The 13,295-nt window shown below is 32.5% G+C and carries 11 protein-coding genes; 7 read left to right on the forward strand and 4 right to left on the reverse strand.

Annotated features, from left to right (window positions below):
* Window positions 1–85 precede the first annotated feature (85 nt).
* The 4 genes from jag to rpmH all read right to left on the reverse strand — a co-directional run bounded on the left by jag (window position 86) and on the right by rpmH (window position 2,207).
* Window positions 86–724, reverse strand: a complete 639-nt coding sequence (jag, locus tag CAB05_RS16245; RefSeq protein WP_088001658.1) for an RNA-binding cell elongation regulator Jag/EloR — start codon at window positions 722–724, stop codon at window positions 86–88.
* A complete protein-coding gene (spoIIIJ, locus tag CAB05_RS16250; RefSeq protein WP_088001755.1) occupies window positions 721–1,488 on the reverse strand; it encodes a YidC family membrane integrase SpoIIIJ in 768 nt (255 codons plus the stop codon). The genes jag and spoIIIJ overlap by 4 nt, the downstream gene beginning before the upstream one ends.
* Window positions 1,489–1,548: 60 nt before the next feature.
* Entirely contained in the window at window positions 1,549–1,929 is a 381-nt protein-coding gene (gene rnpA, locus CAB05_RS16255; RefSeq protein ID WP_088001660.1) for a ribonuclease P protein component, read from the reverse strand.
* A 143-nt stretch (window positions 1,930–2,072) separates the two neighbouring features.
* A complete protein-coding gene (gene rpmH, locus CAB05_RS16260) occupies window positions 2,073–2,207 on the reverse strand; it encodes a 50S ribosomal protein L34 (RefSeq protein ID WP_056467137.1) in 135 nt (44 codons plus the stop codon).
* Window positions 2,208–3,038: 831 nt separating this feature from the next.
* On the opposite strand from rpmH, the gene dnaA reads away from it, so the two are divergent.
* From dnaA to CAB05_RS16295, 7 genes are all read left to right on the forward strand, one after another.
* Window positions 3,039–4,385 (forward strand): chromosomal replication initiator protein DnaA, encoded by a 1,347-nt coding sequence (gene dnaA / locus CAB05_RS16265; RefSeq protein ID WP_088001662.1) that lies wholly within the window; start codon window positions 3,039–3,041, stop codon window positions 4,383–4,385.
* A 156-nt stretch (window positions 4,386–4,541) separates the two neighbouring features.
* Window positions 4,542–5,687: a DNA polymerase III subunit beta gene (dnaN, locus tag CAB05_RS16270; protein ID WP_088001664.1), complete on the forward strand. Its 1,146-nt coding sequence runs from the start codon at window positions 4,542–4,544 to the stop codon at window positions 5,685–5,687.
* Between the two features lie 223 nt (window positions 5,688–5,910).
* Complete coding sequence (gene yaaA, locus CAB05_RS16275) at window positions 5,911–6,129, forward strand: S4 domain-containing protein YaaA (protein WP_088001666.1); 219 nt, start codon at window positions 5,911–5,913, stop codon at window positions 6,127–6,129.
* A gap of 17 nt (window positions 6,130–6,146) precedes the next feature.
* The gene (recF, locus tag CAB05_RS16280) at window positions 6,147–7,268 is read left to right on the forward strand and encodes a DNA replication/repair protein RecF (protein ID WP_088001668.1); all 1,122 of its coding nucleotides are present in this window, start codon (window positions 6,147–6,149) and stop codon (window positions 7,266–7,268) included.
* A 115-nt stretch (window positions 7,269–7,383) separates the two neighbouring features.
* Window positions 7,384–9,303 (forward strand): DNA topoisomerase (ATP-hydrolyzing) subunit B, encoded by a 1,920-nt coding sequence (gene gyrB / locus CAB05_RS16285; protein WP_088001757.1) that lies wholly within the window; start codon window positions 7,384–7,386, stop codon window positions 9,301–9,303.
* A gap of 71 nt (window positions 9,304–9,374) precedes the next feature.
* Entirely contained in the window at window positions 9,375–11,855 is a 2,481-nt protein-coding gene (gene gyrA, locus CAB05_RS16290) for a DNA gyrase subunit A (protein ID WP_088001670.1), read from the forward strand.
* A gap of 86 nt (window positions 11,856–11,941) precedes the next feature.
* Window positions 11,942–12,976 (forward strand): HD-GYP domain-containing protein, encoded by a 1,035-nt coding sequence (locus tag CAB05_RS16295; protein ID WP_088001672.1) that lies wholly within the window; start codon window positions 11,942–11,944, stop codon window positions 12,974–12,976.
* Window positions 12,977–13,295: the final 319 nt, after the last annotated feature.

The raw sequence follows: 13,295 nt of genomic DNA on the forward strand, positions 1-13,295 counted from the left end.
ATTGAATGTTTTTATATTATAACCCTACGAAAGTACAAGTAAACTTAAATGCCTAAAGAGTAAGCATCAAAAAAACCAACTAAGGTTAGCCCTTAATTGGTTTTTTGATATCAATAACTAATTGACGATATGGATCTTGACCTACTGACTTAGTAGAAATATTCGGCATGTCAGTTAGTATGTGATGTATTATTTTTCTTTCAAAAGAAGGCATTGGCTCTAACGAAACAGCCTTCCTTGTTTTTAAAACTGTCTGTGCAGCTTTTTTGGCTAATATTTCTAGTGATTCTTTACGCTTTAAACGATAATTCTCAGCATCAACTACAACATGAATTAATTGCTTTGAATGACGATTTACATAAGTTTGCACTAAAAACTGAAGTGCATTTAAAGTATTACCTCTTTTCCCGATAATAAGAGCTACTTTATCACCTTTTATAGTAAATAAAAGAGATGGCTCTTTTTTATCTTGAAAATCGTAATCAATTTGGGCTGTTTCATCTAAACATGTAACGATATTCGAAATATAGTCAAAAGCTTTTTCTACTAAAGTTTTCTTTTTTACAACTAAAACTTTAGCTGGCTTTGAACCAAATCCCAAAAATCCTTTTTTCCCATCTTCTAATACTTCAATTTCTACTTCTTCTTTTGTTGAACTAAGTTGCTGAAGTGCATTTTGAACTGCTTGTTCGATTGTTTGACCAGTAGCAGTTACTTCTCTCACTTACTAGCCCCTCCTACATTGTTTTTTTGATCTGGTGTATTACCAGTTCTATTTACAAGTAATGTTTGAACGATCATAAATGTATTACCAACTACCCAATAAAGCGCTAATGCTGATGGTAAGTTAATTGCAAATACTAAGATCATGATTGGCATAACATAAAGCATGATTTTCATTTGTTGTGCCGCAGGACCAGCCATTGTAGTAGTATTCATTGATACTTTTTGTTGAATAAATGTAGTGATCCCAGCAATAATTGGTAAAGCATAGATTGGATCCGGGTGACCTAATTGGAACCATAAGAAATCATGTGCTTTAATTTCCATTGTTCTCATAATTGCATGGTAGAAAGCAATTAAGATCGGCATTTGAATGAAAATTGGTAAACAACCAGATAGTGGGTTAACACCATGCTGTTGATATAATTTCATTGTTTCTTCATTTAATTTTTGAACTGTTTTTTGATCTTTAGAAGAATATTTTTCTCTAAGTTTTAACATTTCAGGTTGAATTGCTTGCATTGCTTTCGTACTTCTAATTTGTTTGATCATTAATGGTAATAATGCTAAACGAATTAAAATTGTTACGATAATAATTGCCATACCGTAGCTGCCACCGAAAATATTAGCTACCGTTGTAATTAGCCAAGATAATGGATAAACGAAATATTGATTCCATATCCCAGTACTTTCAGGCGTGATTGCTTGGTTTGTTTGTGAACATCCAGCTAACACTACTACTAAGAAAAGAATTGCAACTAGCATTTGATACTTCTTAGTCTTCAAACTAGTTCCTCCTTTAAGTTGTTACAATTAAATATGTAATTACTTAATTTGTTTTTTATCTGTTTTATGTTTTGAATCACGAATTTTCAGCGCTTCTGCCCTTTTTAATACGTGAATTAAACTTTTTTTAAATTCATTAAAAGGTAGTTCAGTACATGGTTTTCTTGCGATCACTACATAATCCATTTCTATTTGAAGATCATCGCTAAGTTCATGAAGAGCTTGTCTAATATAGCGCTTAATATGATTTCTTACTACAGCATTACCTAACTTCTTACTTACAGATAATCCGATTCGATATTGCTGTTGATCTTCTTTCCTTAATGTATAGATTACGAATTGTCGGTTCGCAGTAGATGTACCTTCTCGAAAAACGCGACTAAAATCTTCGTTCTTTTTTATTCTGTTTTTCTTGTTCATGTTTTACTGACACCTCTAAAGATTCCTTCAATTATCATACCAATATTTTCATAAAAAATGAGGCCTTTTTTACTTACAAAATGTGACATTTAAAGCAAAAAAAGGCCTTCTAATTAGCGAAAAAGACCACTGTTGACAGTGGCCTACGCAGATAATACTTTTCTACCTTTACGACGACGAGCAGCTAGAACTTTACGTCCATTGGCAGTGCTCATACGGCTACGGAAACCATGTACTTTACTGCGTTTACGCTTGTTTGGTTGAAATGTTCTTTTCATTATATGACACCTCCCTGAGGAATTACTGTAATAGACAGTCCTATAAATTATAAAGAATAAATGGTCAATATGTCAATGTAAGATATTAAATCATCTTTATTTTTTACAATTATATATAGAAGAATGACTGATCCCATACGTTTTCATGTTTAAAAATTTTCTTTCTTTATTTAAGTACTTTAAAAAGTTTGTCGTTTCTGTTTTAGGAGGACTAACTTTTTATCTCCAATTAACTTCTTCATTAATGATCTAGTAACAGATTACTTGATAAAAAAACTTTTACTTATATCTTTTCCCCTCCGCTCATTTATAAACAAAATAATCATCTAAAAACGAGGGTGTCGAAAGATTTTTTTCCCCTAAATTTATATGTATAAAAAAATAGCCAAAAATGAATTACTTCACCTTTTCATAAAATTGTTAAATACGCTGTGGATAAGATTTATCAACAAAATTTTTACTCACAACACTTATTGACAAGTTTTGCACAACTTACTTTTCTGTGGACAATTTTCCTAAACAAGTGGATTAGCATGTGGATAACATGAACTACTCATTGAAATACCTAAAGTTTTTTGATATCATTAATTTGTTTTCCTCTTATGGACAAGTCAATTTTAATATTTAATTGTCCACAGCTGTTAATAACTTGTGGACAGGTTTTACACTTATGCTTATTTAAAGTTATCCACATAGGTGAATACTGTCAAATAAAGTGGAATTTTGCAGATAATTGATTTAAGGCATATACAACGAAATGTATAAAAATTACAGATTGAATATAGTGCTTGTACAAAACTTATACACTGTCTTATAAGGAGGGATTATTCTTTGGAGAATATAGGGGATCTTTGGTCCAGGGTTCTATCAGAAATAGAGAAAAAGATAAGCAAGCCAAGCTTCGAAACATGGCTCAAATCAACAAAAGCATTCTCATTAAAAAACGATACTTTAACCATTATTGCGCCTAATGAGTTTGCACGTGATTGGCTAGAATCAAAGTATTCTTCTTTAATCATGGATACAGTTTTAGAAATTACTGGAGCAGAATTAGAAATTAAGTTCATCCTTCCTCAAAACCATATTGAAGAAATAGAAATGAATATTCCTGCTGTTAAAGAAAAGGTTAAATATGATGAGCCAGTTGAATTCGGACAAAGTATGTTAAATCCAAAATATACTTTTGATACGTTCGTAATCGGATCTGGAAATCGTTTTGCTCACGCGGCTTCATTAGCAGTTGCTGAAGCGCCAGCAAAAGCATATAACCCTTTATTTATTTATGGGGGTGTAGGATTAGGTAAAACCCACTTAATGCATGCGATTGGACACTATGTACTTGAACATAATCCAAATGCAAAGGTAGTTTATCTATCTTCCGAAAAATTTACGAATGAATTTATTAACTCAATTCGTGATAACAAAGCAATTGAATTTAGAAATAAATACCGCAATGTAGATGTACTACTTATTGATGATATTCAATTTTTAGCGGGAAAAGAACAAACACAAGAAGAATTTTTCCATACTTTTAATACTCTACATGAAGAAAGTAAGCAAATTGTCATTTCAAGTGACCGACCACCTAAAGAAATTCCTACACTAGAAGATCGTCTTCGCTCACGATTTGAATGGGGCTTAATTACAGATATTACACCGCCTGACCTAGAGACAAGGATCGCCATTTTACGCAAAAAGGCGAAAGCAGAGGGCTTAGATATTCCAAATGAAGTCATGTTATATATTGCAAATCAAATTGATACGAATATACGAGAATTAGAAGGTGCTCTAATACGTGTTGTAGCTTATTCTTCATTAATCAATAAAGATATTAATGCTAGTGTTGCTGCTGAGGCATTAAAGAATTTAATTACGGCTTCAAGACCGAAAACTTTATCAATTCTTGATATTCAACGTACTGTGGGTGAGTTTTTTAATATTAAATTAGAAGACTTTAAAGCTAAGAAGCGTACTAAATCAGTGGCCTTTCCTAGGCAGGTAGCAATGTATCTTTCGAGGGAGCTTACAGACCATTCTTTACCTAAAATAGGAGAAGAGTTTGGTGGTAGAGATCATACAACAGTTATTCATGCACATGAAAAGATATCAAAATTGGTTGAAACTGACTCACAACTTCAATCTCAAATTAAAGAGATCAATGAAAAATTAAATCAGTAGATACTTAAAACTGTGCATAACTTTCTAGTTTTTTTACACAGTCTATCCACATGTTGATAGACTTATTTTTCTTTACTAAATTAGGGTTATCCACAAATTAACAGGCCCTACTACTATTACTATATTATTTTATAAAATATATAAGGAGTACAAAAAATGAAATTTACAGTACAAAAAGATCATCTTGTTAAAGCTGTACAAGATGTAATGAGAGCTGTTTCATCTAGAACAACAATTCCAATTTTAACTGGTATAAAATTAGTTGTTACAAACGAAGGTTTAACTTTAACTGGTAGTGATTCAGATATTTCTATTGAATCTTATTTACCAACTATTGTAGATGATCAACAATTAGTAGATGTAAAACAACCAGGGAGTATCGTACTTAATGCTAGATACTTTAGTGACATTGTAAAAAAGTTACCTGCTGACTTTGTAGAATTAGAATCAGATAGTCATTATGTAACAACAATAAGAGCTGGAAAAACAGAATTTAGTTTAAATGGCTTTGATGCAGAAGAGTATCCATTACTTCCTCAAATTGAAGAACATGAAACAATTTCTATTTCTGCTGATCTACTTAAATTTATGATCCGTCAAACTGTGTTCGCGGTATCTACATCCGAAACACGACCAATTTTAACGGGTGTAAATTGGAAAATAGAAAATGGTGAACTGACTTGTATTGCTACTGACAGTCACCGCTTAGCTTTAAGACAAGCTAAAATTGACAATAATGCATTAACAAATGAGTTTAAAGCAAGTGTCGTAATCCCAGGCAAAAGCTTAAATGAATTAAGTAAAATTCTTGATGATAACAATGAAAAAGTTGATATCGTATTAACAGAACACCAAGCACTATTTAAAACAAAGCATATTTTATTCTTTACTCGATTACTTGAAGGAAATTATCCTGATACTTCAAAATTGATTCCAAGTGAAAGCAAAACAGAACTAACTGTAATGACAAAAGAGTTTTTACAAGCGATTGATCGTGCTTCTCTACTTGCAAGAGAAGGTAGAAACAATGTTGTCCACTTAGAAACAAAAGGTAATACACTTGTAAATATTTCTTCTTATTCTCCGGAAATCGGTAAAGTAGTAGATGAGATTGCTTGTGAAGATATAAAAGGTGAAGAGTTAAAAATATCATTTAGTGCGAAATATGTAATGGATGCATTAAAGGCTATCGAAAGTCCTGAAATCTATATTCAGTTTACAGGAGCGATGAGACCATTTTTAATCCGTACAGTTAATGATTCAAGAACATTGCAATTAATTTTACCTGTTCGCACATACTAGTTAGTAAATTCTACCTAAAAGGGGCTGACCTACAGAATGTACTAGCAACCTCCACTGTTTTGTAGAATAATTTATATTTTTTCTACTAAAGGTCTTTTGGAGAGTGCAAAGTACAAGTGGATCAGTCTTTTTTTACTGTTACAATAGAAAATATGGGATTCCTATTTTTTTTCTGTTAGAAGTTTAGTACAATTAAGAAATGGATATTTGAGGGTGATGAAAAATGAAAAATGAAAAAGTTAAAATAAATACAGAATATATTACACTTGGGCAGTTTTTAAAATTAGCGGGTGTAATCGATACAGGCGGAATGGCAAAGTGGTTTTTATCTGAACACGAGATTTTTGTAAATAATGAGCCTGAAAATAGAAGAGGTAAAAAATTAGTTGTAAATGACACTATTTCTATTACAGGAATTGGTACGTATATTATTACTTCATAAGTTCTGGGGGAATCCCATTGTATATTAAAGATTTACAATTAAAACATTTTCGTAATTACGAACAACTTCAATTAAATTTTCAAAATAACGTGAATGTTATTATTGGAGAAAATGCACAAGGTAAAACAAATTTAATGGAATCTATCTATGTGCTAGCTTTAACAAAGTCACATCGTACGAGCAACGACAAAGAAATGATACGTTGGGATGAAGAGTATGGTACAATAAAAGGTACGTTACAAAAGAAAAATCAACATGTATCACTACAACTAATCCTCTCAAAGAAAGGTAAGAAAGCGAAGCTAAACCATCTTGAACAGATGAAGTTAAGTCAATATATAGGCGTAATGAATGTCGTTATGTTCGCACCAGAGGATTTACACTTAGTAAAAGGTAGTCCACAAGTGCGTCGTAAATTTCTTGATATGGAATTAGGACAAGTATCGCCAGTTTACCTTCATGAATTAAGTCAATATCAAAGAATCCTCCAACAACGAAATTCACTACTTAGAACCTTACAAACGAGTCGGGATCGAAATTATTTAATGCTTGAAGTACTTACTGCTCAGTTAGTAAAACATGCAGTGAAAATAGTTGAAAAGCGAATTTCGTTTATCAAATTATTACAAGATTGGGCATCGCCAATTCATAGTCAGATTTCTAGAGAGACTGAAAAACTAGAAATTATATATAAACCAAGCATTAATGTATCAGATTTAACAGATTTGACGAAAATGGAAGAAGAGTACATAAAACAATTTGAAGCTGAAAAAGAGCGTGAAGTATCTAGAGGTACTACACTACTTGGTCCACATCGAGATGATTTAGTTTTTATGGTTAACGACAAAAATGTTCAGACTTTTGGGTCACAAGGACAACAGCGGACGACTGCTCTTTCATTAAAGCTAGCGGAGATTGAACTAATCAAAGAGGAAGTAGGCGAATATCCTATCCTTTTACTTGATGATGTTCTTTCAGAATTAGACGATTATCGTCAAACTCATTTATTAAATGCTATTCAAAATAAAGTGCAAACTTTTGTAACTACTACAAGTGTCGACGGCATTCAACACGAAACAATAAAGCAAGCGAACATTATAAATGTTTCACATGGAACAATTATTAGTAATGTTGATTAAGTAAATTTTACGACATTTTTTATTTAGAAATTTCTACTACGCCGCCTAAAAAGCATAGCTGAAATTTGTTAGTTCTTTTATGTAAAATAAGAAAAGTAGGTGAGTGTTCATGACAATGGATCAAAAAATGCAAGAACATAATTATGATGAAAATCAAATACAAGTTCTAGAAGGTTTAGAAGCCGTTCGTAAAAGACCAGGTATGTATATCGGATCTACAAGTGGAAAAGGTTTACATCACTTAGTATGGGAAATTGTAGATAATAGTATCGATGAGGCTTTAGCGGGTTATTGTGATGAAATTAACGTTATTATAGAAGAAGATAATAGTATTACTGTTAAAGATAACGGTCGTGGAATTCCAGTTGGTATTCATGAAAAGATGGGAAGACCTGCACTTGAAGTTATCATGACAGTGCTACATGCTGGGGGTAAATTCGGCGGTGGCGGTTATAAAGTATCAGGTGGATTACATGGTGTAGGTGCTTCAGTAGTTAACGCCCTTTCTACCATGTTAGAAGTTCATGTTCATCGTGATGGGAATATTTATTATCAACAGTTTGCAAAAGGTGTTCCAGTAGCCGATATGAGTATTGTTGGTGAAACAGAAATAACAGGTACGATTACACATTTCAAACCTGATGAAGAAATTTTTACAGAAACAACAATTTATGAATTTGATACGCTAGCAAATCGTCTACGAGAACTAGCCTTTTTAAATAGAGGTCTCCGTTTAACAATTGAAGACCGTAGAGAAAACAAACAAAAGAAAGAGTACCACTATGAAGGTGGAATCAAATCTTATGTTGAACATTTAAATCGTTCAAAAGAAGTTATTCATGAAGAACCGATTTTTGTTATTGGTGAAAAAGATGGAATAACTGTAGAGATTGCTCTTCAATATAACGAAAGCTATACAAGTAATATCTACTCATTTACAAATAATATTAATACTCATGAAGGTGGTACACATGAAGTTGGATTTAAAACTGCCTTAACAAGAGTAATTAATGATTATGGTCGTAAAAATGGATTAATTAAAGAACAAGATAGTAATTTATCAGGTGAAGATGTCCGTGAAGGATTAACTGCGATCGTATCTATTAAACATCCAGATCCTCAATTTGAAGGGCAAACAAAAACAAAGCTAGGTAATAGTGAAGTTCGTACAATCACTGAGCAAGTTTTTGGTGAGAAGTTAGATAAATTCTTATTAGAAAACCCTACTGAGGCTCGAAAAATAGTAGAAAAAGGTTTAATGGCTGCTAGAGCACGTATGGCTGCTAAAAAAGCACGTGAATTAACTAGAAGAAAAAGCGCACTAGAAGTTTCAAGTTTGCCTGGGAAATTAGCAGATTGTTCTTCAAAGGACTCTTCAATAAGCGAAATTTATATTGTAGAGGGTGACTCGGCCGGAGGAAGTGCTAAACAAGGACGAGATAGACATTTCCAAGCTATTTTACCTTTACGTGGAAAAATCATTAACGTAGAAAAAGCTCGTCTTGATAAGATTTTATCTAACAATGAAGTACGTTCAATGATTACTGCATTTGGTACTGGGATCGGTGATGACTTTGATATTGAAAAAGCTCGTTATCACAAAATTATATTGATGACGGATGCTGATGTTGATGGAGCTCATATCCGTACTTTATTGTTAACGTTCTTGTACCGATATATGCGTCAAATAATAGAGAGCGGATATATATATATTGCTCAACCACCTTTATACAAAATTCAACAAGGTAAGAAAGTACAATATGCCTATAATGATCGACAAATGGAAGAAATACTTTCGAATTTATCTGCTGTTCCAAAACCAGTTATCCAACGTTATAAAGGTTTAGGAGAGATGAACCCTGAGCAGTTATGGGAAACAACAATGAATCCTGAAACTAGAACTTTACTTCAAGTAAATCTTCAGGACGCAATCGAGGCAGATGAAACGTTTGAAACATTAATGGGTGAAAAAGTAGAACCAAGACGTAACTTCATACAAGATAACGCTAGATATGTTAAGAATTTAGATATTTAATAAGTAAATATGAAGGGGCTATTATGCTCCTTTTCCTACATAGAAACGTAAAATAAAGGGAGGTGCCGATGTTGAACGAAAATCAACAAATCAAAGAAATCAATATAAGTAATGAGATGCGTAATTCCTTCCTAGATTATGCAATGAGTGTAATTGTCTCGCGTGCATTACCTGATGTGCGTGACGGTTTAAAACCTGTACATCGAAGAATTTTGTACGCAATGAATGATTTAGGCATGACGGCAGAAAAAGCTTATAAAAAATCAGCTCGTATCGTTGGTGAAGTAATTGGTAAGTACCATCCTCATGGTGACTCAGCAGTTTACGAAACGATGGTACGTATGGCCCAAGATTTTAACTTCCGTTATATGTTAGTAGATGGCCATGGTAATTTTGGTTCAGTAGATGGAGACGCAGCAGCGGCAATGCGTTATACAGAAGCTAGAATGTCTAAAATATCAATGGAACTAATTCGGGATATAAATAAAAATACAATAGACTTTCAAGATAACTATGACGGTTCTGAGAGAGAACCAATTGTATTACCAGCCCGTTTTCCTAATTTACTTGTAAATGGTGCTACAGGTATTGCGGTTGGTATGGCAACTAATATTCCACCACACCAATTAGGTGAAATAATCGATGGTGTACTTGCTTTAAGTAAAGATCCTGAACTTACTACTCAAGAACTTATGGAATACGTTCAAGGACCTGACTTCCCTACTGCGGGAATGATTCTAGGGAAATCTGGGATTCGTAAAGCATATGAAACTGGTAAAGGATCTATTATTATCAGAGGTAAAGTTGAAATTGAAGAAAAAGCTAACGGAAGACAAACAATTATTGTTACTGAATTACCATATCAAGTAAATAAAGCGAAACTAGTTGAACGAATTGCTGAATTAGTACGCGATAAAAAAATTGAAGGTATTACAGATCTTCGTGATGAATCTGACAGAAATGGTATGCGAATTGTCATTGAAGTAAGAAGAGATGCAAATGCCAATGTTTTATTAAATAATTTATATAAACAAACTGCTATACAAACTAGTTTTGGTATAAATCTTTTAGCACTAGTTAACGGTGAACCTAAGGTTTTATCTTTAAAAAGCTGCTTAAAGCATTACCTAGATCATCAAATTGTAGTTATCAAACGTAGAACTAAGTTTGAATTAGAAAAAGCAGAAGCACGTGCACATATTTTAGAAGGCTTAAAAGTAGCTTTAGATCATTTAGATGCAGTAATTAGCTTAATTAGAGCTTCTCAAACAGGAGAAATTGCTAAAAATGGTTTAATGGAAACATTCTCTTTATCAGAAAGACAAGCTCAAGCTATTTTAGATATGAGATTACAACGTTTGACTGGATTAGAACGTGAAAAAATCGAAGAAGAATATCAAGAATTAATTAAATTAATTGCAGAGTTAAAAGCTATTCTTGCAGATGAAGAGAGAGTACTTGAAATTATCCGTGAAGAGTTAACGCAATTAAAAGAGCAATACAACGATAAACGAAGAACTGCAATTGTTCCTGGTGGAGTTGAAATGATTGAAGATGAAGATTTAATTCCAGTAGAAAATATCATTGTTAGCTTAACTCATAATGGATATATCAAACGTTTACCAATTTCTACTTATCGTTCTCAACGTAGAGGTGGCAGAGGTATTCAAGGTATGGGAACAAATGACGATGATTTCCTAGAACACTTACTAACTACTTCTACGCATGATACGATATTATTCTTTACAAACAAAGGAAAAGTATACCGTTCTAAAGGTTATGAAATCCCTGAATTTAGCCGTACAGCTAAAGGGCTTCCAATTGTAAACTTACTAGAAATTGATAAAGATGAAAGTATAAATGCAATCATCCCAGTCAGTGAGTTTTTAGATAACTGGTATCTGTTCTTTACGACAAAACTTGGTATTTCAAAGCGTGTTCCATTATCCGCTTTCGCAAATATCCGTACAAACGGCTTAATCGCAATCAATCTAAGAGAAGACGATGATGTAATTTCAGTCCGTTTAACAGATGGAACTAAAGATATTGTAGTCGGAACTTCTAAAGGTATGATGATTCGATTTAACGAAGAAGATGTAAGATCAATGGGAAGAACAGCTACAGGTGTTAAAGCAATTACACTTTCTGACGATGATTATGTAGTAGGGATGGAAGTAGTTGAGGAACACTTAGATATTCTTGTTGTTACAGAACTTGGTTATGGTAAACGAACTTCTCAAGAAGAATACCGTATTCAAAGTCGTGGCGGTAAAGGTCTAAAAACACTTAATGTTACAGAGAAAAACGGAAAGATGATTTCTCTAAAATGTGTAAGTGATGAAGAAGACTTAATGTTAATTACTGAATCTGGTGTAATCATTCGTATGCCAATCGAGCAAATTTCTCGACTTGGACGAGTTACACAAGGGGTAAAACTAATAAGATTAGATCAAGAAGGTCATGTTGCTACAGTAGCTATTGCTGCTAAAGAGGATGAAGAAGATCCTTCTACACTTGAAGACTCAGACGAGATCGAAACAACAGAAGAATAATACTTTAAGGTAATCCTATGACAAGATAAGAGAGAACAGATTTATTTGTTCTCTCTTTTTTAAACTGATAATACGGGGGATAACTAATGAAAGTGCGTACGGAAATGTTAAGGGAAGGCTGGATTATAAGTAAACCAGTTTTAGCAAATACAGAAACTCCTATAGTTGACGTGGGAAAACAATTAACAACTTTCGATATTGATTTAATCAGAGCTTTTCTAATAAATGAAATTGAAGTTGATATTGCACAAGAATCGAATGTTTCTGAGTCGAAAAATGATAATACTTCATTAGAATTTATAAGTATTTATCAAGAAGCTATGAAATTGTATCGTACTCACTTTGTTAGTTGGGAATCTGGGGGACCTCTAAATATAGTAGAGTTTAGAAAAATCTTAATCCCATTAATCGACTATATTGAAAATACAACGATTAAAAAAATACCAAGACCAAGTGTTACTTTAAAAGATGATAAAGATAAGATCGTTCATCACAGTTTACTATGTACACTTCTTTCTACGCTTATTGCACAAAAACTTAACTATTCAAAAGGTGATATTATTCAAGTAGGTGTATCAGCAGCTCTTTGTAATGCTGGATATGCTAAATATCATTTTAAAAGCATTCAGCAATTAGAAAATAGTCCAGATTATAAAAACCATCCAATGCATAGTTATCGTATAGTAGAAAAGGTTCAGTTCTTACGAGATCAAATGAAAATAGCTATACTTCAGCATGAAGAAAGATTAGATGGAAGTGGATATCCATTAAAGTTAAAAGCAACTCATATTAACGAATATGCTTCAATACTTGGGGCAAGTGCTTATTTCTTTAACAAAGTTTTATTTTCTAATGAGGATTTAAATGATTTTCAAATTATCGAACACTTAAATAAAGAATGCTTCGGTAAATTTCATCCAACTGTTATTGATTCTATTAATCAAATTGTTATTAATTATCAATTAGGAGATAAAGTATTATTATCTAATGGAATAGTTGGCAAAATTGTATACCAATCACGCAACGAAATAACAAGACCGGTTGTGAAAGAAGAAAACAGCGATCGAGTAATTGACCTAACTAAAGAGAGAAAAGTATTTATAGAACAAATATTAAAGTAGAAATTATTATAAGAAATTAAATATTGAAATGAAAAAATGCGTTGTTTTTGTCTAGTATTTTAGTAAAAACCCTTATAAAATAAGGGAATTTAATAGAAATAGAAAATAACGCATTTTTTTAAAAATTATTTTATAAAAACATCTTGACCAATAGCGATACCTTTGATATTATATAGAAGTCGCCAATGAGTGACACAAAATGAACTTTGAAAACTAAACAAAACATGAAGTAAAACGTCAATTATTAGTTTTTTGAGCAATACAAGATTTAAACTTAACTATTATGGAGAGTTTGATCCTGGCTCAGGACGAACGCTGG

The sequence above is a fragment of the Gottfriedia solisilvae genome (assembly GCF_002128405.1).
In the GTDB taxonomy this organism is placed as follows: Bacteria; Bacillota; Bacilli; order Bacillales; family Bacillaceae_G; genus Gottfriedia; species Gottfriedia solisilvae.